The organism is Pandoraea sp. ISTKB, assembly GCF_001721285.1.
GTDB lineage: Bacteria > Pseudomonadota > Gammaproteobacteria > Burkholderiales > Burkholderiaceae > Pandoraea > Pandoraea capi.
Genome location: NZ_MAOS01000040.1, coordinates 27854 through 49232, shown reverse-complemented (window position 1 = coordinate 49232; position 21379 = coordinate 27854). Strand labels below are relative to the sequence as shown.

17 protein-coding genes are annotated in these 21379 nt (G+C 64.7%); 3 read left to right on the top strand and 14 right to left on the bottom strand.

Translation table 11 applies throughout. The annotated features are described in order from the left end of the window. Positions 1 to 105: 105 nt before the first annotated feature. The 3 genes from dksA to A9762_RS16120 all read right to left on the bottom strand — a co-directional run bounded on the left by dksA (position 106) and on the right by A9762_RS16120 (position 2645). Positions 106 to 525, bottom strand: a complete 420-nt coding sequence (gene dksA, locus A9762_RS16130; RefSeq protein WP_069343057.1) for an RNA polymerase-binding protein DksA — start codon at positions 523 to 525, stop codon at positions 106 to 108. Positions 526 to 915: 390 nt separating this feature from the next. Further along, positions 916 to 1995 (bottom strand): GTP-binding protein, encoded by a 1080-nt coding sequence (locus A9762_RS16125; protein WP_069343025.1) that lies wholly within the window; start codon positions 1993 to 1995, stop codon positions 916 to 918. 155 nt (positions 1996 to 2150) lie between these two features. Beyond that, positions 2151 to 2645, bottom strand: a complete 495-nt coding sequence (locus A9762_RS16120; RefSeq protein WP_069343024.1) for a Fur family transcriptional regulator — start codon at positions 2643 to 2645, stop codon at positions 2151 to 2153. A 249-nt stretch (positions 2646 to 2894) separates the two neighbouring features. Here A9762_RS16120 and A9762_RS16115 point away from each other — a divergent pair, with 249 nt between their 5' ends. Beyond that, complete coding sequence (locus tag A9762_RS16115) at positions 2895 to 3770, top strand: DMT family transporter (protein ID WP_069343023.1); 876 nt, start codon at positions 2895 to 2897, stop codon at positions 3768 to 3770. Positions 3771 to 3806: 36 nt separating this feature from the next. Here A9762_RS16115 and A9762_RS16110 read toward each other — a convergent pair whose 3' ends face one another. From A9762_RS16110 to A9762_RS16090, 5 genes are all read right to left on the bottom strand, one after another. Continuing rightward, on the bottom strand, positions 3807 to 5021 hold the full coding sequence (locus tag A9762_RS16110; protein ID WP_069343022.1) for a class I SAM-dependent rRNA methyltransferase: 1215 nt from the start codon (positions 5019 to 5021) through the stop codon (positions 3807 to 3809). A 199-nt stretch (positions 5022 to 5220) separates the two neighbouring features. Then, complete coding sequence (gene xerC / locus A9762_RS16105; protein ID WP_069343056.1) at positions 5221 to 6126, bottom strand: tyrosine recombinase XerC; 906 nt, start codon at positions 6124 to 6126, stop codon at positions 5221 to 5223. A gap of 134 nt (positions 6127 to 6260) precedes the next feature. Beyond that, entirely contained in the window at positions 6261 to 6929 is a 669-nt protein-coding gene (locus A9762_RS16100; protein WP_069343021.1) for a DUF484 family protein, read from the bottom strand. Positions 6930 to 7092: 163 nt separating this feature from the next. Beyond that, positions 7093 to 7944: a diaminopimelate epimerase gene (dapF, locus tag A9762_RS16095; protein WP_069343055.1), complete on the bottom strand. Its 852-nt coding sequence runs from the start codon at positions 7942 to 7944 to the stop codon at positions 7093 to 7095. 43 nt (positions 7945 to 7987) lie between these two features. After that, entirely contained in the window at positions 7988 to 8884 is an 897-nt protein-coding gene (locus A9762_RS16090; protein ID WP_069343020.1) for a lipid A biosynthesis lauroyl acyltransferase, read from the bottom strand. Between the two features lie 188 nt (positions 8885 to 9072). Here A9762_RS16090 and metK point away from each other — a divergent pair, with 188 nt between their 5' ends. Beyond that, positions 9073 to 10251, top strand: a complete 1179-nt coding sequence (gene metK, locus A9762_RS16085; RefSeq protein ID WP_069343019.1) for a methionine adenosyltransferase — start codon at positions 9073 to 9075, stop codon at positions 10249 to 10251. 137 nt (positions 10252 to 10388) lie between these two features. Here metK and A9762_RS16080 read toward each other — a convergent pair whose 3' ends face one another. After that, positions 10389 to 11789 carry a coniferyl aldehyde dehydrogenase gene (locus A9762_RS16080; protein ID WP_069343054.1) on the bottom strand — a complete coding sequence of 467 codons (1401 nt, stop codon included), beginning with the start codon at positions 11787 to 11789 and terminating at the stop codon, positions 10389 to 10391. A gap of 253 nt (positions 11790 to 12042) precedes the next feature. Next, a complete protein-coding gene (locus A9762_RS16075) occupies positions 12043 to 13707 on the bottom strand; it encodes an isovaleryl-CoA dehydrogenase (RefSeq protein WP_069343018.1) in 1665 nt (554 codons plus the stop codon). Between the two features lie 404 nt (positions 13708 to 14111). Between A9762_RS16075 and A9762_RS16070 the strand changes: the two genes are divergently transcribed. Beyond that, positions 14112 to 15857 carry a GMC family oxidoreductase gene (locus tag A9762_RS16070; RefSeq protein ID WP_371443055.1) on the top strand — a complete coding sequence of 582 codons (1746 nt, stop codon included), beginning with the start codon at positions 14112 to 14114 and terminating at the stop codon, positions 15855 to 15857. On the opposite strand, the gene A9762_RS16065 is transcribed toward A9762_RS16070, so the two are convergent. The 4 genes from A9762_RS16065 to A9762_RS16050 form a co-directional block, all read right to left on the bottom strand. Then, on the bottom strand, positions 15828 to 16718 hold the full coding sequence (locus A9762_RS16065) for an A24 family peptidase (RefSeq protein ID WP_240493590.1): 891 nt from the start codon (positions 16716 to 16718) through the stop codon (positions 15828 to 15830). The genes A9762_RS16070 and A9762_RS16065 overlap by 30 nt on opposite strands. 2 nt (positions 16719 to 16720) lie before the next feature. Further along, positions 16721 to 17812: a type II secretion system F family protein gene (locus A9762_RS16060; protein WP_069343017.1), complete on the bottom strand. Its 1092-nt coding sequence runs from the start codon at positions 17810 to 17812 to the stop codon at positions 16721 to 16723. Between the two features lie 40 nt (positions 17813 to 17852). Next, the gene (locus A9762_RS16055; protein ID WP_069343016.1) at positions 17853 to 19577 is read right to left on the bottom strand and encodes a GspE/PulE family protein; all 1725 of its coding nucleotides are present in this window, start codon (positions 19575 to 19577) and stop codon (positions 17853 to 17855) included. Positions 19578 to 20023: 446 nt separating this feature from the next. Beyond that, positions 20024 to 21379: a type 4b pilus protein PilO2 gene (locus A9762_RS16050; RefSeq protein ID WP_069343015.1), complete on the bottom strand. Its 1356-nt coding sequence runs from the start codon at positions 21377 to 21379 to the stop codon at positions 20024 to 20026.

Here is a 21379-nt window from a genome sequence, read left to right as displayed (position 1 = left end):
TCGGCGTCAAAAAAGAAAAGAAAAAAGGCATGTCGGGAAGACATGCCTTCGATCGACCGAGGTACCCGATTGCCGCCACCGCGCGGTATCGGGCCCGTCGTCTTATCAGTCGCCGAACAGCTTCTGACGCAGTTCGCGACGCTCCTGAGCTTCGAGCGAGAGCGTGGCCGTCGGGCGGGCGAGCAGACGCGGCACGCCAATCGGCTCACCGGTTTCTTCGCACCAGCCGTAGTCGCCCGACTCGATGCGAGCCAGCGACTGTTGCACCTTCTTCAGGAGCTTGCGTTCGCGATCGCGGGTGCGCAGCTCCAGAGCGTGCTCCTCTTCGATCGTGGCGCGATCGGCCGGATCCGGCACGAGGATGGTTTCCCGCAGATTCTCGGTCGTCTGACCGGCGTTACGCAGAATTTCGGCCTGCAGTTCTTCCAGACGATTCTTGAAGAAGTCGAGTTGAGCCTGATTCATATAGTCCTTGTCGGACATCTTCAGAATTTCGGCCTCGGTCAAAAGTCGTTGCTTGCTCATGGGTTTCTGTGGCGTCTCTTTCGGATGATCCGGCGATGCCCCTGTAGCGGGTGGCACGTCTTGCTTACCGGCAATGCCGCGGGCGGCTTCTTGGGTTACTTTCCTGCCGGACGATTTGGGCGGCCCCTTCTTGGCGGCGGCCTCGTCGCCCGTCTTCGATTTGCCTGCTGGAGCACGCTTGGCGCCCGCTTCCGGCGCCGGTTCAGACCGGCGCGTGGGGCGTGCGGTGGCAGTCTTGCGAGAGGCGGTGGCCATGACGGTGCTCCCCTGCCTACCCCCCAGAGTGCCGCGTCAGCTCGCTGGCGGCAGCCCCAGTGGGCAGGTATTGTAACCGAATCGTTCGACAGTCCCGATTAAGGGCTTTCCCGTCACCCGATTCGGCAATTCCGCTCAGACCAGACAGCGTTCCAGCCCTTGCAGGATGATGTCTTTCGGCAGTTCTGCGCCAATGAACACCATCTTGGTGTTCGGCGTCTCACCGGGTTGCCACTTCGTGCCCACGTCGCTACCCATCATCTGGTGAACGCCCTGGAACACGACCCGGCGGTCGATACCGCGCATGTTTAATACGCCTTTATAACGCAATAAGCGTTCGCCGTACACCTGCAGGATGCTCCCGAGGAAATCCTCCAGCTTGGCCGGATCGAATTGTTTCTCGCTGCGGAAGACGAACGACTTGATGGCGTCGTCGTGGTGGGCGTGATGATGGTGATGGTGGTGCCCGTGATCGTGCCCTTCGTGGTCGCACTTGCCATGATCGTGATCGCAATGCGAATGATCGTGGTCATGGTCGTGACCGTGGTCGTGCGCATGCTCGTCGGCGGCGAGGAAGTCCGGATCGATGTCGAGCTTGTCGTTCAGATTGAAGCCGTGAATGTCGAAGATCTGCTTCAGGTCGGCCTGACCGAAGTCGACGACCTGCTGCGGCGCGCGCGGGTTCATGTGCGCGAGACGATGCTTCAGATCGTCCAGCGCTTCGGGCGTGACCAGATCGGCCTTGGTGATGAACAGGCGGTCGGCAAACCCGACCTGACGCTGCACCACTTCGTGCTGATCGAGCTGCTGCTGGCCGTGCTTGGCGTCGACCAGCGTGATGATGGCATCCAGACGGTAGGTGTCGGCCACTTCGTCGTCGATGAAGAAGGTCTGCGCCACCGGCCCCGGGTTCGCCAGGCCGGTCGTTTCGATGACCACGCGGTCGAACTTGATCGAGCCGGCATCGCGCTGGCTGTTCAGGTCGGAGAGCGCCTGCACGAGATCGCCACGGATCGTGCAGCAGATGCAGCCATTGCTCATCTGGACGATCTGCTCGGCGTTGTCCTGCACGAGGATGTCGTTATCGATGTTCTCTTCGCCGAACTCGTTTTCGATGACGGCAATCTTCATGCCGTGCGCTTCGGTCAGGATGCGCTTGAGCAGCGTGGTTTTACCGCTGCCGAGAAAGCCGGTCAGGATAGTGACGGGAGTCATGAATGCAAGGTCCTGTTATGAAGCGGCACTCCCGGGCGCGCCAGCGGCCATCCGGAAATGCGTGAAAAACGCGCAAATGGGTGCGGACATAGGCTCCGCAGCACCCCAATGTCACTCACTGTACCCGAGGTGACGAAAGGGTGCCGGGAAGTGACTCAGTTGGTCGCGCCGGCGCACTGGGCGCAGGTGCCGTGAATCAGCAGCTCGACCTGTTCGCCGACAAACCCCTTGGGCAGACGCTTGAGTTCGCGCTCACTCAATTGGGGATGCTGCGGCCAATCGTCAAGACAGAAGGTTCGGTGGCAGCGTACACAGCGGAAATGACCGTGCTGCGTATGCGGGCGCGGCGCATTGGCACGCGCGGGGTCGACATGCTCGGCCATGACGAAGCGGAAGATGCGGTCGTCCCCCGCCTGCTTGATGGCCCAGCCCTGCGCGACCAGCCAGTCGAGCACGCGGTAGGCCGTGACCCGGTCGAGCGGGTCGGCGTCGGTCGCCAGGTCGGCCAGCACTTCCTGATGGGTGAGGGGCCGGCCAGCCTTGAGCAGCAACGCCAGCACACGTACACGCCCCGAGGTCACGCGGCCCGATTGCTCCTGCAAGCTCGCGCGGGCGGCTTCCAGATACGGTTGTAATTGAGTAAGGCTCATGAATCGATTTAAGCACAGCGCCGTCAGCGCTGCAACCGAGTTGCAAAAGTGGACTTTCGACGAAGGATAGCGACGAAAGCGGCCCTGTGTCGGGCATGTTAACAGGGCAACCCGAGGGCAAACCGAGGATTCCGGGGCACATTGGCCCGCATCCGGGAAATCAGGCCCCTTCCGGACTCCCATTTGCGGCAGGTGACCGGAAGTGAACGGGCAATGCGTCATACAATTGACACAAAAACCCCCTTCGTCATGTCGCTCACCGCCCTCGCCCTCGTCGTCACCGCCGCGCTCTTGCATGCCACCTGGAATTTCGTCGCCAAACGGATCGACACCCGTGAAGGCGGTGGCCCGCAGTTGGTCTTCCTCTACGCACTCGTCACGGTCGTCCTGTACACGCCGCTCGCGCTGTATTTCGTGAGCGCCACGGACATCGGCTGGCCGTCCCCGCTCGGCTGGGGCGTCATTGCGGTGAGCGCCCTGCTCCATTACGGCTACACGCTGGTCTTGCAGCGCGGTTATCGCGTGGGCGATCTGTCCGTGGTCTACCCGCTCGCGCGCGGCACCGGCCCCTTGCTCTCCTCGATCGGCGCGATCGTGCTGCTGGGGGAGCGGCCGGGCTGGCTGGCCGTCGGTGGCATCGTGCTGGTAGTCGGCGGCGTGCTGGTGATCGCCGGCGGCGAGCGACTGTTGCGGCGCGGGAGCATGCACGCGGGCGCAGGCTGGGGGGTGCTGACGGGGGCGTTCATCGCGTCATATACGCTGGCGGACGCCTACGCGATCCGCACCATGATGCTCGCGCCGCTCGTCTATTACTACCTGGAGAACGTGCTGCGGGTCGTGCTTTCGGCACCGGCGGCATTCTCGCGCCCGTCCCGTATCGCGGTGCTCTGGCAAGCCAACTGGCGCAAGATCGCGGTGATTTCCACGATTTCGCCGATTTCCTACTTCCTGATCCTGACCGCGCTCAAGTACGCGCCGGTGTCGCACGTCGCCCCGGCCCGGGAGATGTCGATGATGATCGCCGCGTTGCTCGGCGTGCGGGTGCTGGGAGAAGGCGAGGTTCGCCGGCGCGTGGGCGGCGCCGTCCTGATCGCTTTGGGTGTGGTCGGTCTGACGCTGGGCTGATGCTGAGCTGATACGCGACACACACCGAGCGAACACTTACATACGCTGCAACCAAAGCCCCTTGAGGTATTCGCCTTCCGGGAATTGCGTGAGCATCGGGTGATCCATGCCTGCCGAGAGGCGGCGCAGGATACGGGCGTCGACACCGGCATCCACGGCCGCACCGGCCACGATCTTCTGGAACAGGTCGGCATCGATGGCGCCCGAGCACGAGTACGTCAGCAACTGACCGCCCGGACGCAGCAGCTTGAAGCCCGCCATATTGATGTCCTTGTAGGCGCGCGCTGCGCGGTCGACGTGATGCGCCGACGGCGCGAACTTCGGCGGATCGAGCACGATCATGTCGAACGTGCGGCCTTCTTCGCGCAAGGCGCGCAGGGTCTTGAAGACGTCCGCATCGAGCCATTCGGCGCGGGCAGCGTCAAAGCCGTTGAGCGCCACGTTGCGTGCGCCGATGGCCAGCGCATCGCCCGAGGAGTCGATGGACAGCACGCTCTGTGCGCCCCCCGCCAGCGCCGCCAGCGAGAACCCGCCGGTATAGCAGAAGCAGTTGAGCACGTCGCGGCCCTTGGCCTGCTGCTGCACGAGACGACGGTTATCGCGCTGGTCGACGTAGAAGCCCGTCTTGTGACCGTTGCGCACGTCGACGTAATACTTCACCCCGTTCTCATGCGTGGTGAGTGATTCCGGTGCCTCGGGCGGTTCGTCGCCGGCCAGCACACCGGTAAGGCTCGGCAGGCCTTCGCGCTCGCGCACGGCGGCGTCGGAGCGTTCATAGACGTTCGGGCAGCCGGTCGCGCCGACCAGCGCTTTCGTGATGGCTTCCTTCCAGGCTTCCACGCCCGCCGCCATGAACTGGCAGACGAGCTGATCGGTGACGGGCTGGCCCGGCGCGGACTGATAACGGTCGACGATCAGCCCCGGCAGACCGTCGGCCTCACCGAAGATCAGACGCGTCGCGCCCGTGTCGTGCACCATCTCTTCGCGATACGCGAGCGCTGCCGACACACGGCGCTTGAAGAACGCGTGATCGACCGGCTCGTTTTCGTTGAACGTCCAGACGCGGGCGCGAATGGCCGACACCGGGCTGAACGCGGCGCGCGCGAGGAAGCGGCCGTCGGCGGCACGCACCACGACCGTCGCACCGGATGCCGGGTTGCCGTCCACACGCGCCACGGCGGTGGCGTAGATCCAGGGATGGCGGCGCAGCAAGGACTTTTCTTTGCCGGGCTTGAGGGTCAAGGTATTCATGCGGGACGGACCAACGGTTGCATTCGGGGTGAGGGCAAGTCTCGCGTCGCGAGGAGCGCCTGAGCGTTACGCGCAGCGTGTCCGGGTCGGCGCCTGGGGCAACCGGCTGGGGAGACCCACTGCGACAGCTTTCAGGACAGCGTTCGGGACTTGCGGGGAAGGACGCGATTCTACACCGACTCCGGTCCCGGCAGCCCGCTCAGGTCTTCTTGCGCGAGCGCGGGTGCGCCTGATCGTAGACTTTCGCCAGATGCTGGAAGTCGAGCTTCGTGTAGATCTGCGTCGTCGAGATGTTGCTGTGACCGAGCATCTCCTGCACCGCGCGCAGATCGCCCGACGACTGAAGCACGTGCGTGGCGAACGAGTGCCGCAGCATGTGCGGATGGACGTGCGTCGGCAGCCCGGCGGCAAGCGCGTGACGCTCCAGCCCCTGCTGCACGGCCCGTCCCCCGATACGCTTGCCGCGCGCCGAGAGAAACAGCGCGTGGGGCTCGGTCGTCGCCAGCGGCGCACGCATCTCCAGCCACTCGGCCAGCGCCTGCACCGCCTTCTCGCCCACGGGCACGCGACGCCGCTTGTTGCCCTTACCCGTCACGACGACCTCGCGCTCGGCGAGATCCAGCCAGCTTGCCGACCGGTAGCCGTCCGCCTCGACATACCGATGGTCGAGTCCCGTCAGTTCGGACAGACGCAAGCCGGACGAATACAGCAGCTCGAACATCGCCCGGTTGCGGACCGCCTCGGCAGACGTGCCCGTCGCAAACTCGACGAGCGCCGACGCCTGATCGGGCGAGAGCGCCTTGGGTAACGGTTTGGGTTGTTTCGGCGCGCGCACGCCCTCGACAGGGTTGGCGGCCAGCGTCGTGCGTTGTGCGAGCCAGGCGAAGTAACCGCGCCAGGCAGAGAGCTTGCGGGCAATCGACCGCCCGACCAGCCCCTCGGCGTGCAGCTTCATGACGAAGCGGCGAATGTCGCCGTGTTGCAGCGATTCGAGCGCACGACCACTCGCCAGACGCTGCAATTGCCGCAGGTCGCGCGTGTAGTTTTCCAGCGTGAGCGCAGCGAGCTTGCGCTCGCTGGCGAGAGATGTGAGGTAGGTGCGGATGCCCGGTTCGAGCGGCGTGGCGTCGTCGGTGCCAACGGTAGCATCGCGATCGTCCGTCCCGGTCGGGGTATCGGATGAGACCGAAGGCACCGAAGCACCCCTGACGTTGCGCCCGGCCCGGCGTCCGGAGGACATCAGTCGTCGGCGCGCAGCTTGCCCAGGGCGGCCCCGGCCAGCTCGCCGATTTGCGTGAGGAAATCGGTCGCCATGCCTTCGTGGAAGCGTCGGGCGTCGTCCGAACCCATCACCAGCAGGCCGAAGACCGGCCCGTCGGTCACTTGCGGGTCGCGCAACGCGAGCAATGCCACCGAGGCGGGATCGCTCGGCGCGCCCAGCCACGTCACGGCTTCGAAACCGGTATTGGCGCCGCAATACGGCGTTGCGAGGCTCGATGCGAAGATCTTCACCTCTTCGCTGACACTGCGGGCGAACTCGGCCGGTTGATACGGCGCGGCCACGTTCCACAGGCGCACGGCGGCAAACGGCACGTTGAAGACGTCGCGCAGGCCACGGGCAATCGCATCGGGCAGCGCATGCGGATCACGCTCGCCGAGCAGACCGAGAGTCCAGCGGTGCAATTTGCCCGAGATATCGTCGTTTTCATGGCCATAGCGCATCAATTCGGCCAGGCGCCGCTCGATCTGCTTGGTCTTCTCCCGCTGCATCTCGATCTGACGCTCCTGCAACGACACCGCCCGCTGGCCGTGCGGGCTGGTGAGCCGCACGCCGGCCAGCAATTCGGCGTGGCGCTCGAAGAAGTCGGGATGCGCGATCAGGTATTCCGCAATATCTCGGTCGTTCATGAATGTCCGTCTGCTGTTCGTCAACTGCCGCCGGCCGCCCCTCGAACACAAGGAGCGCCTGCGGCCGCCTGGGTCGCTAAATCAGAATCCGTCTGTAACCTAAGCCCTGCGCCTCATGACCTTCCGGGGCGCGCAGGCCGTTGCGCTGCGTCCTGCTGCCGTCTCAGACTTCGATCGTGCCTTCGAAGACCGTGGCAGCCGGCCCTGTCATGATGACCGGACCGCTTGCGCCGTCCCAGTCGATGGTGAGCGTGCCACCGTGCGTCTCGATGGCGACGGGCGCCTTGAGCAAGCCGCGACGGATGCCCGCGACCGCTGCCGCACAAGCCCCGGTGCCGCAGGCGAGCGTTTCGCCGGCGCCGCGCTCGTACACGCGCAAACGCGCCTCGTGCTGGCTCACCACTTGCAGGAATCCGGCGTTCACACGGCGCGGGAAGCGGGGGTGACGCTCGACGAGCGGCCCGTCCGTCTCGACCGGCGCGGTATCGACGTTCTCGACGACCTGCACGGCGTGTGGGTTGCCCATCGACACGACGGAAATCCACGTGGTCTTGCCGCCCACGTCGAGCGGCCAGAGCGTGTCGTCGCCCTCGCGGCGGCCTTCGAGCCCGGTGGCATCGAACGGCACGTCGGACGGCGTGAGAATCGGTGCGCCCATATCCACGTCCGATCTACCGTCTTCGCGCATCGTGAGCGTGATCACGCCCTGCTGCACCTCGACACGCACCGTCTGCTTGTCAGTCAGGCCAGTGTCGCGCACGAACTTGACGAAGCAGCGCGCACCGTTGCCGCAATGCTCGACCTCGCCGCCGTCGGCGTTGAAGATGCGGTAGCGGAAGTCCACGCCCGGCAGCGTCGCACGTTCGACGAGCAAAAGCTGGTCCGCGCCGACGCCAAAATGACGGTCGGCGAGCGCACGCCACTGTTCCGGCGTGAAATCGATGGTCTGCGAGATGCCGTCGATCACGACGAAGTCGTTCCCGGCGCCTTGCATCTTGGTGAATTTGAGCTTCATGCCGCTATTGTAGTGGAGAAGGTCGACGCGCATCCGGTGCCGGTCAATAGACGCCCGGTTCGCCCTCGGGGCGCGTCTTGAAGCGCTTGTGAACCCAGTAATACTGTTCCGGCATCTTGAGAATCTGTTCTTCGAGGAACGCGTTCATGCGACGGGCGTCTGCATCCGGGTCACCGCTCGGATAGTTCTCCCAGATCGGGAACACCTTGAGCCGGTAGCCCTTGAAATTCGGCAGCACCTCGCCGATGAACGGCAGAATCTGGGCGCGGCCGACTTCGGCCAGCCGCGAAACCGACGTCAGCGTGCAGGTTTGCACGCCAAAAAACGGCACGAACGTGGAGTTTCGCGCGCCGTAGTCCATGTCGGCGGCCAGCATGACGGGTTTTTTCTTGCGGAACATGCGCAACACGTCACGGGCGCTGTCGCCACGCGGGATCATCTCGGCGTCGAAGCGGCCGCGCTGCTCACGGGCCATGGCATCGAACGCCGGGTTGGACATCGGGGTGTACAGCGACGCGCAAGGCCGATGCAGCGAGTAATTGATGAAGACGGACGCCGCTTCGATGCCCACGAAATGGAAGCCCAACAGAATGGTCGGCGGCATATCCGGCGCGCGCAGGTCCACGGCGGAGTCGAGTTCGATGAGCCGCTCCAGCTTCTTGCCGCTGCCAAACCACTGAAAGCTGCGCTCGGCATAGCTCCGGATCGCATGGACGAAGGACGCCCGGGCGACGCGCTCGCGGGTAGCGTCGTCCCAGTGGGGGAAACACAGGCGCAGATTGGTGTGCACCACCCGCTTCCGGGAGCTGGGAATCGAGTACAGCACATGGCCGATCCCCGCGCCAAAACGGGCGACCCAGCTATAGGGCAGCAGGTTGAGTCCGCGCAGCAGACCCACGCTGAGGTAGTACCCGAGCGATTTCTTGGGAGTGGTTGACATGTCGCAAGCAGGATTTCTTCAGGGGCGTATAATAAGCGACATCGCCGAGTTAACTGACAACTTGCGGGGCGATTCGAATGGGCAACCCGACTGAGGCAGCGCATTCGACCAATTTTCCGCTAAAGCGTCGCCGCTTCCCCTCCGATGACGGCAACGTGAGTCGCCAAATATCGTTAGAGGAGCCAGAAGTGGCGAACGACTATCTCTTTACCTCCGAATCCGTCTCCGAAGGTCACCCGGACAAAGTTGCCGACCAGATCTCGGATGCCGTTCTCGACGCTATCCTGACGCAAGACAAGTACGCGCGCGTTGCTGCGGAAACGCTTTGCAACACGGGCCTCGTCGTGCTCGCAGGTGAAATCACCACGACCGCCACGGTCGACTATCAGCAAGTCGCACGCGAAACGATCCGTCGCATCGGTTACGACAACACCGACTACGGTATCGACTACAAGGGTTGCGCCGTGCTGGTGGCGTACGACCGCCAGTCGCCGGACATCGCGCAGGGTGTGGACCGTGCGCATGACGACAACCTCGATCAGGGCGCCGGCGACCAGGGCCTGATGTTCGGCTACGCGTGCGATGAAACGCCGGAACTCATGCCGCTGCCGATCTACCTGTCGCACCGTCTGGTCGAGCGCCAGTCGCAAGTGCGCCGCGACGGTCGTCTGCCCTGGCTGCGTCCGGATGCCAAGTCGCAGGTCACCATCAAGTACGAAAACGGTCGTCCGCACAGCATCGACACCGTGGTGCTCTCGACGCAACACGCGCCGGACATCGGTCTGGAAGCGCTGCGCGAAGCCGTCATCGAAGAAGTCATCAAGCCGGTGCTGCCGGCCGAACTGATCAAGGGCGACATCAAGTTCCTGGTGAACCCGACCGGCCGTTTCGTGATCGGTGGCCCGCAGGGCGACGCCGGCCTCACGGGCCGCAAGATCATCGTCGACACGTACGGCGGTGCCGCACCGCACGGCGGCGGCGCGTTCTCGGGCAAGGATCCGTCGAAGGTCGACCGCTCGGCAGCTTACGCCGGCCGTTACGTCGCGAAGAACATCGTGGCCGCCGGTCTGGCCTCGAAGTGCGTGATCCAGGTCTCGTACGCCATCGGCGTGGCACGTCCGACGTCGGTCATGGTCAACACGTTCGGCACGGGCAAGATCAGCGATCAGCGCATCGCCGAGCTGGTCGAGAAGCATTTCGACCTGCGTCCGAAGGGCATCATCCAGATGCTCGACCTGCTGCGTCCGATCTATGAGAAGACCGCTGCTTACGGCCACTTCGGCCGCGAAGAGCCGGAATTCTCGTGGGAAGCCACCGATCGCGCCGACGCCCTGCTGGCCGACGCCGGTCTGCGCGCCGTGGCCTGATACCGCGCCAAGGCACGCCGCATCACGTCTGAAGCCGGTGTGAACCGGCCTCAGACAAACAAAACCCCCGTCCGGGTCGAACCGGCGGGGGTTTTGTTTTTGAGGGCGCCTCAGTGCGCGGCTGACGAATCCGGCGATCAGCGAATCAACTGCCGGATCATGGCGGCGAACACTTTGCCGTACGGCGGGTTGAGCAGCCCCGCGCCGTTCCATCGCGCCTGACGGAAGATCGGCTTCTCCTTGGAGAACGTGCGGAACCCCGCCTCGCCGTGGTACCCGCCCATGCCCGACGGCCCCACGCCGCCGAACGGCAACGAGTGCTCGGCCACATGCAGCAGCGTGTCGTTGATGGTGACGCCGCCCGAAATCGTGCCGTCGACCACGTGGTCGATACGGGTATTGTCGGTATCGAAGACGTACAACGCGAGCGGTCGCGGACGCTCGTTCACGTACGCAATCGCCGCGTCCAGATCGTCATACGGCACCACGGGCAATAACGGGCCGAAGATCTCTTCGCGCATCACGCGCATGCCGTCGTGCACCCCCGTCAGCACGACCGGCGGCAGACGTCGGCGTGCGGCCTCCGCCGGCGTGTCGAACAGCGCATGCGACGTCGCGCCCTGCGCCGCTGCTTCGTTCGCCAGCCCCGACAACCGCTCGAAGTGACGCGCCGAGACGATGCTCGTGTACTGCGGGTTATGGACCGCATCAGGATACATGCGGGCGGCCACCTGCCGTGCCGTCGTCACGAACGTGTCGAGCTTCTCGCGCGGCACGAGCACGTAGTCAGGGGCCACGCACGTCTGCCCGGCGTTGAGGAGCTTGCCGAGCATGATGCGCTCCACGGCGTGCTCCCAACGCGCACCGGGCCCGATGATGGCGGGCGACTTGCCGCCAAGCTCAAGCGTGACCGGCGTGAGATGCTCGCTCGCCGCGCGCATGACGTGATGGCCGATAGACGTCGCCCCCGTGAACAGCAGATGGTCGAACGCGAGCGTCGAAAAGGCGCGCGCGACCTGCGCATCGCCGGTGACGACCGTCACCCACTCCGGCGGGAACGTTTGCGCGATGGCCGACGCGAAGACTTCCGCGAATCGCGGCGTGACTTCGGACACCTTGATCATCACGCGATTGCCCGCTGCCAACGCATCGGTAAGCGGTCCGACGGCGAGAAACAGTGGGTAGTTCCACGGCACGATCACGCCCACGACGCCCAACGGCTGCGGCACCACCGAACGCCGCGCGGGCAGCAGCCAGAGATTCGCCCAGCCCTGCGAACCACGCATCCAGCGACGCGTATGCGACAGCGCATGCTTCAGGTTGCCGAGCGACGGAAACAGTTCGAGCATGTCGGTTTCCTGCGCTGAGCGCCCGTTGAAATCGGCGTCGATGGCATTCGCGAACGGCTCGCGATACTTGTGCAACATCGCTTGCAGCGCCGTCAGGTGACGCTTGCGCGTCGACCAGTCGACGTGCGGTGCGGCGTCATGTGCGCGACGCATCGCGTCGAAGCGTGGCAACAGCAGCGCACGCGCCATGTCGTCGTCCTGCGACGTATGCAACGCCTGCGCGGCATGAAGCCCGTCGTGAAGTCCGTGATTGAGCTCGTTGTGAAGCCCGCCCGGCTCGTCCTTGTGTCCCATGCCGTTCTCCTCCCTGCAAGCCCCGGTGCGTGAATGCACCGGCGGTCGCCGTCGATATGTTGTCGTTATGAAAAGTGCATCATGCAGACGTTATGCGCACGTCATGCACGCGTGGCGTGCGCAGTGTTTGTGCGTCAGGCCCTGCCCCTCACGCGAGAAATGCTCTGTCGAGCCATGCGCGCTGCACACCGGTGGCGAGCGTCTGCGGCATCACGCCGTACACGCGTCCCCCCGCATTCGAAAACCGGCTCTCGATGAACCCGTGAGCCAGTTCGGACGGTGCGTGTTCCAGCAGCAACGCCGCCTGCGCAAGCAACACGATCTGTTGCGCGATCGCGCGCGCACGCACCGCATGCGTCGCCGGGTCCTCGGCGAGCCAGCCGTGTAACTGCGCCAGCGCTGCGCGCAACGTCGCATGCGACGCGGTGCGCTCGGTCAGCCACTGGAACCAGCTTTGCGCGACGTCCGGCTCTCGACTGATGGCGCGCAGCACGTCGAGGCACATCACGTTGCCGGAACCCTCCCAGATCGAATTCACGGGCGCCTCGCGATATAACCGCGCGAGCGGCCCCGTCTCGACGTAGCCGTTGCCGCCCCACACTTCCATGCATTCCCCGGCAAACTCCAGGGCGCGCTTGCACACCCAGAACTTCGCTGCGGGCAACACGATCCGTCGCCATGCGCGTTGCACCGGTGTGTCGTCATCGACAGCACTTGCGTCGAAGGCCTGCGCGAGCCGCATCGCCAGCCACGTCGCGGCTTCCGACTCCAGCGCGAGATCCGCGAGCACCGTCGTCATCAGATCCTGATCGACGAGCTTCGCGCCGAACGCCGTGCGATGCCGCGCATGATGAATCGCCTGCACGACGCCCGTGCGCATCATCGCCGCACTGCCGATCACGCAGTCGAGTCGCGTGTACGTCGCCATCTCGATGATCGTTGGCACGCCGCGTCCCGGTGCGCCCACACGCGTGCCGTATGCCCCTTGAAACTCGACTTCGCTGCTGGCGTTGGAACGATTGCCGAGCTTGTCCTTGAGACGCTGCACCTGCACCGCGTTCTTGCGTCCGTCGGGGGCATAGCGCGGCACGAAGAAGCAGGACAGCGCATCGCTGTCGCTCTCGCGCGCGAGCACCAGATGCGCGTCGCACTGTGGCGCGGAGAAGAACCACTTATGACCGACGAGCGAGAACGTGCCGTCCCCGCCATCGGTCGCGGTCGTGGTGTTCGTGCGCACGTCCGAGCCGCCCTGCTTTTCCGTCATCCCCATGCCGATGAGGATGGCGTGCTTCTGCGCGAGCGGCACATCGCGCGGATCGTGTTGCGGTGCGAGCAGCTTGTCCTTGATCGTGGGGAAAAGCGACGCTTCCTTGGCGAGCACGGGAATGCTCGCGAACGTCATCGTCGTGGGGCACAACGCACCGGCCTCGTTCTGCGCATGCAAAAAGTACGATGCCGTACGCGCGGCGAACGCCCCGCCGCGCGGATGCGCCCATGGCAGCGATTGCAGTTGTGCACCGCGCAAAAGCGCCATGAGCGAATGCCATGCGGGGTGAAACTCGACACGGTCGACGCGATTGCCTCGCGAATCGAAGGATTGCAGCTCGGGTTCATGACGATTGGCGTCCTGCGCCCATTGCTGCACTTCCGCCTCGCCCAGACGCGCGCCCTGCCGATGCAACGTCTTCGCATGCCAGTCGGCATCGAACGCGGCGACGGCAGCCTGCAAGGCGGCGTCGGTCGCGTAGAGGTTGTAATCCGTGAGCGGCGGCACCTGATTGGTGACGTCGTGCGTCTGCCAGGCTTCGGTCATCCGTGTCTCCGTGTTCTTGTCCGGTCGCCCGCTGGGCACGCATCTGCCGTCATGGGTACCGGCTGTCCACCGGTCGGGTAACGTCACGATGCCAAGCATGGGACGGTTACCTAAAGGCGATCATTTCATCATAGCGCCCACGTCCGCGAAGTCATCCAAATTAGAGGAATGCTTCACTTCACCCCCGAACGCGGGCAATGTCTGCCTACAATGAGTGCCGCTGCAAAGTCACTGCCACCGACACCCTTCGGGACACAACGAAGTCGGGGCGTGCACAAAGAAGGATAAGAACGAGACATCGGCATCGCCAAGAACGACAAGCCGAAACAGCTGACGCAGCGGACGCATTCGAAAACACCGCAACATCACAGTGAATGCAGTGCCATCCAAGGGAGGATGACAGCATGGACTATGACTACGTCATTGTCGGCGGCGGTTCGGCCGGTTGCGCGCTCGCCGCGCGTCTGGCCGACGGCTTGCCGGGCAGCACGATTGCGCTCATCGAAGCCGGTCCGCCGGACAACAGCTTTCTGGTGCGCCTGCCGCTCGGTCTTGCCGCCCTGGTGCCGTTCGCGTCGCGCCGCAACTACGGCTATCGCACTGTGCCGCAAGCGGGCCTTGGCGGACGTCAGGGCTATCAGCCACGCGGACGCGGACTCGGCGGCTCCAGTTCGATCAACGCGATGATCTACACACGCGGACATCCCGACGATTACAACGACTGGGCACAGGCCGGTTGTACCGGCTGGGGATGGGACGACGTGCTGCCCTACTTCCGTCGCAACGAAAACAACGAACGCGGTGCGAACGCGTGGCATGGCACGGGCGGGCCACTCAACGTGGCGGATCTGCGCACCGTCAATCCGTTCTCGCAGCACTATGTCGACGCTGCGCGCGAAGCCGGATTTCCGGTCACCGACGATTTCAACGGCGAGCATTACGAAGGCGCGGGCGTCTATCAGGTGACGCAGAAAGACGGCCAGCGATGGAACGCCGCACGCGCTTATCTGCACGGCAAGTCGCGCCCGAATCTGCATGTGATCACCGACGCGCTCGTGCAGCGCATCGTCTTCGACGGCAAGCGTGCGACGGGCATCAAGCTGCAACGTCAGGGCGCGCTTCAAACCATCCGCGCACGTGCAGAAATCGTGCTGAGCGCCGGCGCTTTCAACTCGCCGCAGTTGTTGATGTGCTCGGGCATCGGCCCGGCCGAACAACTGCGCGCGCACGGTCTGGAAGTGCGTGTCGATGCACCGGGCGTTGGCGAAAACTTGCAGGACCACATCGACTTCATCATCAACAAGTACGTCGCCCAGCGCGACCTCGTCGGCTACACACCGGCGGGGTTGTGGCATCTGCTCATGCAGGGGATCGACTATCTGCGCGACCGGCGCGGGCTGTTCGCGAGCAATGTAGCCGAGGCCGGCGGGTTCCTGAAGAGCGATCCGTCACTCGCACGACCGGACTTGCAGATGCACTTTCTCGTGGGCATTTGCGACAACCACAACCGACGTCTGCATCTGCGACGTGGCCTCTCGTTGCACGCCTGCGTGCTGCGCCCCAAGAGCCGGGGACGTGTCACGCTCGCGTCGTCCGACATGCGCGATGCGCCGCTCATCGACCCCGCATTCCTGCAAGCGCAAGCGGATGTCGACACCTTGCTGCGCGGCGCGCGCGTGATACGGCGCATACTCGCCGCGCCGTCGCTCGCAAAGTTCGGCGGACACGAGTTGCACAGTCGCGGGATCGAATCGGATGAAGCGCTCACAGCGTTGATCCGGGCGCGCGCCGACACCATCTACCATCCGGTGGGCACTTGCCGGATGGGCAGCGATGCGGCATCGGTGGTGGATCCGGAACTGCGCGTGCGGGGTGTCGAGGGACTGCGTGTGGTGGATGCATCGATCATGCCGACGCTCATCGGCGGCAACACCAATGCGCCATCGATGATGATCGGTGAGAAGGCCGCGGATCTGATGCTGGCGAGCGCTTCTGCATCGTCGGCTTCCCTGTCCTCCTCGTCGATGACGCCCGGGACCGGGGCACGTGCCGATGACGAGCATCGGGCAGAGGCGCCGCTAACGGAAGCGCGAGCGCAATCCTCCGCCGAACCGAGTCTCTCAGCCGCGCGTGCGCAACCACAGGTCTAGGAACGGCTCGCCCCACAACAAACTCGCCAGCGCCCCCAGCACCAGCCAGGGACCGAACGGCAGCGGCTCGCGCAACGCGCGGCCGCGCACCATGCCGAAGATGGCGAAGGCGAGCGTCGCGGCCACGGCACCGAAGGCCAGCATCAGCGGCACCCCGATCCATCCGAGCCATGCCCCGCACGCGGCGACGAGCTTGGCGTCGCCACCGCCGAGGCCATCGTGCTGCGTGAGTGCGCGGTACACCACCGCAATCGTCCACATCACGCCGTATCCCAGCGCTGCGCCGAGCACCGCCTCGTCGACAGGCAACGTGACCTGCATCACGCTGCACAGCAGACCGCTCCACAGCAGCGGCAGCGTCAGCCAGTCCGGCAGCAGCCGGGTGTCCATGTCGATGAGCGCCAGCGCGAGCACCGTCGCACCGAAGCCGCACCACGCGAGCATGGGCACGTACTGGTGTGTGGGTACGAATATCCACGCGATGGCGGCGAACACCACACCCACGACCATCTCGACGAGCGGATAGCGCATGGAGATGCCCGTGCCACAGGCGGCACATCGACCGCGCAACCACAGATAGCTGAAGACCGGGAGATTGTGATGGGCAGCGATACGCGCCTCGCATTGCGGACAACGCGACGGCGGCCATGCGAGGTTGAAGACCGGAGTGACCGGCGGCATCTGCCCCGACCATGCCGCGACCTCGTGCGCCCACTGCGTTTCGAGCATGCGCGGCAGACGATAGACGACCACGTTGAGAAAGCTGCCGACGAACAACCCGAACACAGCCATCGCTGCCGCCACGGCCTCGCGCGGCAAGGCACGAAACTCCATCCACAGAAAATCGACGAGCGCGGTCATCGTCAGAACATCGACTGTGCGTACTCACCGGCAGCGTGACCGATTTGCAGCATGCCGCCGACGGTGAAGATGATCGTCAGGCCAACCATCGCGAGCAGCACCGAGCGCAGCGTCGCGGAGCGTGTCTTGATGCGCTCTGCGACTTCTTCGATCGTCATCAACCCGATCTTGCGAATGCCGGCGTCGAAGTTGGTGCGTCCGGAATACTCGACGAGACGATCGAACACCTCCTCGTTGAAGATGCCCGTATCCATCGCCTTGATCATGCTGCGCTCGCTTTTGAGCGACGCACGCATGCGCAGCAGATGCCATCGCAGCCACGGCGACGCGCGCTCGAGCAACAGCGAGACGGCGTCGAACACGGACGTCTTCGCGCTCGTGAGCGCCGCCAGCGCGACGAGAAATTCCCCCGCACGCACGTCGCGATACACCGCGTACGGACCGAAGTTATCGAGACGGCGACGCATCGGCCCCGTCCACCGGCTGAACGACAGCGACATCATGACGACGAGCGCGACCGGCACGCCGTAGAGAAACGGCCACCAGCTCGCGACGAACCCGGACATCACGTAAAGCCCTGCGCCGACGAGCGGGAATTTCTCGGGCGGCATGATCTCCGTCATGATCGGCATCATGCCGTACGCCACGCCGAGCTGAATCGCCGCGAGCAGCACGGACATGAAGATCGGCAACGCCACCGCACCGGCGATGGCCGCGCGGGTTTGCTGCTGGAGCGTGACCACGCGCGCGAGAAAACGCAGCGTGCCGGGCAGATCGCCCTTCTCGCCGGCGGCGATCACGACGAGGTCTTCCTCGGGAATCGTGCCCGCCCACGACTTTTGCAGATTCTTCGAACTCGCGCGGTCACGCCATACGGCGTAGAGCGGCGCCATCGGATTGCGACGCTCCTTGGCGCGGGCATAGCGTCGCGAGAACAGTTCGAACGGATTGGCGCCGTCTTCGATGGCGTCGGCGAAGTCGCTGTAGAACTTGGCGCGGGTCTTGCGAAACCGGCGCTTGGCTTTCGTCAATCCGGGATAGGGGTCACGCGCGGGAGAGAGTTTGGCGAGCAGGCGGTTGGCAGCTTCGATCATGGCAGTGGGTGCAGAACGTCAGGCGGGCATCAGTGCAACGTCACACGCTGGCGAGACGCCGCTGGGAAGGTGCGACGAGCGACGTCGTCTGACGGAAATGAAATTTTTTGAGCTTGCAGAACGCGGCTTCGACGTCGTGCGGATCGACCAGGCCTTGCGACATCTTGAACATCGCGTGCTCCATCGCGGATTTGCCGGTCATGTGAGGACTGGTCAGGTCGCCGTCATGGCATGCGCGCCAATGACGTTCGGCTTCCCAGTAATGCCCTTCGCGCAGCAAGTCGAGCAGCTCGTCGGTCAGCTCGCACACCTCCGCCACGACGGTCTGCCCACCGGTGCCGCGCCCGCGACACCGCTCGCAGCCGGGGCCTTCGACACAGACCCTGGACGTATCGATACCGAGCGTGCCGATCACCGACAGCGTGGCCGCGTCGAGCGCCTCGGGGGCGGGACGCTTGCAATGCGCGCACAGCACCGGCAGCAGCTTCTGATAGACGATGGCCGTCAGAAAGTTCGGCGAAGTGACGGCGGCGAGCGGCATGCCGATCTCCTCGCTGACCAGACGCGTCACGATACCGAACGCGCTCGACGCGTGCACCGTCGACAGCACCTGATGACCCGTCTCCGTCATCGATTTGGCAAACGAACCGGTCTCCGCATCGCGAATCTCCCCGGGCATCAGCTTGTCCGGATCGCCCCGCAACAGCACCTTGGCGGCGGCGCCGAACGGCGAGTCGCTGGGTCCGTCCTCCGCACGGCGCTGAATCGGAATCTGCGTCATGTGGGGCTGGATGTATTCGACCGGATCCTCGATGGAGAAGAATTTCTTGCCCGAATCGCGCTCGTAGGTCATCAGCGTGCGCAACGTCGTCGACTTGCCGGAGCCGGTCTCGCCTGCGATGATCGTGAGCCCCGGGCTGCGATGCACGGCGTCTTCGAGAATCTCGACCTGATCGTCGGAGTAACCGAGCTGCGTGAGCGTTAGCACGTCACCATCCGTCGCTTCGTTGATCAGCAGACGCAGCACGACATCCACACCGCGATTCTCCTTCACGCTCTGGAAACGCAACTGATACTTGCGCTGGCGAAGCGTAAGCGGGATCGAGCAACTTTGATGCTGTGCTTCGTCGAAGTGGTTATGGCTGCGGCTACTCGGATCGGCACGTGAGTTATAAGCCGCAGACACGGCATCGAGCATGGCGTGATAGTCGCGCGCGAGACGATCGCTGTCCGCCGTCATGCGCAACTTGCCGTGAATACGCATGCGCACCTGCACCTGACGCCCTTCACGAAACTCGAAGTGGATGTCCGATGCCCCCGCCTCGATCGCGCGCTCGATGATCAGATCGAAATTGCGATACGCCCCGGTGCGTTGTTCGCCGGACCGATCGCTGTCGTCGCCCTGCTGTTGCAGACGCGACTGCATCAGTAGAATCTCCTCGGTCGTGCCCACGTAGATGCCTTCGAGATCAAGACGATGCTTTGCCCGCACCGCGCGGTCGAAGCGATCGAGCAAGTCCGAGCCTTGCGTGCGCACGAACGTGTTGTGTTCGAGCAGCACCAGGTAGAGACGCGGCTTCATGGCGACCAGCACGAGCGAGCCGTGCTCCGCACCGGCCAGCGTGATGCCCAGGTCCTGGCGCCAGCCGAGGGTCTGAATGTCCGATTCGCGCAGATCGGCGATGGGATGCACCACGGCACGTGTTCTGGCGCGATGCCCGAAGCGCGCCAGAACGGCGCGAAACCGCTCGGTAACGTTCGCCATGAGATGCCCTCGGCATACGCTGACTCGTTTGCGTAGCGGACGATGGCGCAATCCCGAAGGCATTGGGCAACAACAGCCGCTTGCGCTTCGCCCCTTGTTGAAGGTCGACGAAATCGTCCCCGATGTCGACGACCTTCCACTCGCCGACGTTGTCGCCCCGGGTCACGTTGCGTCCGAAGCGGCCGTCGACGCGCAGATAGGCCACCGTCGCGTTTTCCACGCCGTAGATGAACAGCAGCTCAGGCGGCTCGCCGGTCGGCAGAGGCTTCGTGTCGGCACGCCCGCGTGCGTTGCCCGCACCCGCGGCTTTGGACTCGGCCTGCTTTGCGTCCTGCGCTTCCTGCGACGCCTTGAGATGGGCGCGGGCAAAGGCGTCGATCGTCTCCTCTGCGTGCGCCGTTGCCGGAATCAATGCCGCCATCGTCAACACGGCACGGCGGACAAACTTAATGAACATAGTAGGTTCCTTGTGCAGAGAAGACGGGCTTGCCGTCGTCCACCACGATCTTCAACTCGCCCAGCGACATGTTGCCCGCACGCATCATCAAGCCCGCGACGGAGTCGTAGAACGCCAGATGCCCCGCCATCTTCCATTCGCCTTTCGAGATCGGCAGCGGTACGTCGGGGCGCGTGGCCACGCCCGGCGGCACGGGCACCAGCGGCGTGGGCATCGTCAGCGCGATGTCCATGCCGTAGTCGCCGAGCGCTTGCAGACGGGCGCCGGCCGTGCGCAGAAATTGATTGCGTGGGATGGGAGTTACGCGAGCATCGCCGTCGTCTTCGATCGCCTCCGAGGCATCGTGCGGGGATGTCGCGCCGACCGATGCAGCCACCGTGCGGGCCGACGTCGCGTCATCTTCGGGTAACGTGACGACCTCCCTCGCGTGATCGAGGTCGACGATCTGCGCCGCGGGACGCTGAGAGAGCAGCAGATCGAAGGTGCCGCCCTCGCGACGCCGCCATTCGATCTCGCAGCGCCGCGCCTTGCAGTCGATGCTCGCCGGACGCCAACCGCCCGCGTTCGCCGGCAGACGCGTAATCGTGCGTTGCAGATGCCGCGCATACGACGCGCCCGTCGAGAACGATTCCGCCGCTAGCGCGCGCTTGAGCGCCGCCTTGTAGGCATCGACGGGATCGACGCGATTCGCAGCGGCGAGCTTCTCGCGCTGCATGTCCTCGTACCACGTCCATCCCCAATACCCCGCGCCGCCAACCACGACCAGCATCGCCATCAGCGCGGCGACGATCTTCATCTGGCGCGCGGGTATTCCGGGTAATCCGCTGCGCACCGGCTTCAACCGCGCCTGCGCCACCCCCTCGCGCAGCGCCGCAGCGGCGATATCGTCGAGCGTGAGAACGACGTCCGCGTGCGGCAGGTCCATGCGCATCACCCCGGCCACCTTCACCGGTCCGCCGACCTCCGCCGTCCATTGCTCCAGACGTTGCTTCAACGCCGACGCAGGCAGTTCCAGATCGAGTTCGGGACGGTGATCGCGCAATGTCACGAACAGCGCTCTGGCGGGATCGTCCGGATCGGGATGGATGAACGCGACGTTCGGCGCGTCGACGAGCGAACCGAGCACGGCGGCCAGTGCGTACCCGTGGGTGGCGTCTGCGGCGTCGGCCTCGGACAACGCGATCAGTCCGACGGTACGCGTGCCCGCGCCGTCGTCCGTCACCGCGAAGTGAGAGGCGTCGCGGCTGCGGGCAAGACTGCGAATCTCGGCCATCTCCTTCTCGAGGCCGATCAACGTCTCCCACTGCGCGCCGACAACGAGGTGATTGGACAGTGCGCGTGCCAT

What these genes read in the sequence shown, in the direction of transcription:
- dksA (WP_069343057.1), bottom strand. Translation starts at nt 525, where the DNA reads ATGAGCAAGCAACGACTTTTGACCGAGGCCGAAATTCTGAAGATGTCC.
- A9762_RS16125 (WP_069343025.1), bottom strand. Translation starts at nt 1,995, where the DNA reads ATGACTCCCGTCACTATCCTGACCGGCTTTCTCGGCAGCGGTAAAACC.
- A9762_RS16120 (WP_069343024.1), bottom strand. Translation starts at nt 2,645, where the DNA reads ATGAGCCTTACTCAATTACAACCGTATCTGGAAGCCGCCCGCGCGAGC.
- A9762_RS16115 (WP_069343023.1), top strand. Translation starts at nt 2,895, where the DNA reads ATGTCGCTCACCGCCCTCGCCCTCGTCGTCACCGCCGCGCTCTTGCAT.
- A9762_RS16110 (WP_069343022.1), bottom strand. Translation starts at nt 5,021, where the DNA reads ATGAATACCTTGACCCTCAAGCCCGGCAAAGAAAAGTCCTTGCTGCGC.
- A9762_RS16100 (WP_069343021.1), bottom strand. Translation starts at nt 6,929, where the DNA reads ATGAACGACCGAGATATTGCGGAATACCTGATCGCGCATCCCGACTTC.
- dapF (WP_069343055.1), bottom strand. Translation starts at nt 7,944, where the DNA reads ATGAAGCTCAAATTCACCAAGATGCAAGGCGCCGGGAACGACTTCGTC.
- A9762_RS16090 (WP_069343020.1), bottom strand. Translation starts at nt 8,884, where the DNA reads ATGTCAACCACTCCCAAGAAATCGCTCGGGTACTACCTCAGCGTGGGT.
- A9762_RS16080 (WP_069343054.1), bottom strand. Translation starts at nt 11,789, where the DNA reads ATGGCGCGTGCGCTGCTGTTGCCACGCTTCGACGCGATGCGTCGCGCA.
- A9762_RS16075 (WP_069343018.1), bottom strand. Translation starts at nt 13,707, where the DNA reads ATGACCGAAGCCTGGCAGACGCACGACGTCACCAATCAGGTGCCGCCG.
- A9762_RS16070 (WP_371443055.1), top strand. Translation starts at nt 14,112, where the DNA reads ATGGACTATGACTACGTCATTGTCGGCGGCGGTTCGGCCGGTTGCGCG.
- A9762_RS16065 (WP_240493590.1), bottom strand. Translation starts at nt 16,718, where the DNA reads ATGACCGCGCTCGTCGATTTTCTGTGGATGGAGTTTCGTGCCTTGCCG.
- A9762_RS16060 (WP_069343017.1), bottom strand. Translation starts at nt 17,812, where the DNA reads ATGATCGAAGCTGCCAACCGCCTGCTCGCCAAACTCTCTCCCGCGCGT.
- A9762_RS16055 (WP_069343016.1), bottom strand. Translation starts at nt 19,577, where the DNA reads ATGGCGAACGTTACCGAGCGGTTTCGCGCCGTTCTGGCGCGCTTCGGG.
- A9762_RS16050 (WP_069343015.1), bottom strand. Translation starts at nt 21,379, where the DNA reads ATGGCACGCGCACTGTCCAATCACCTCGTTGTCGGCGCGCAGTGGGAG.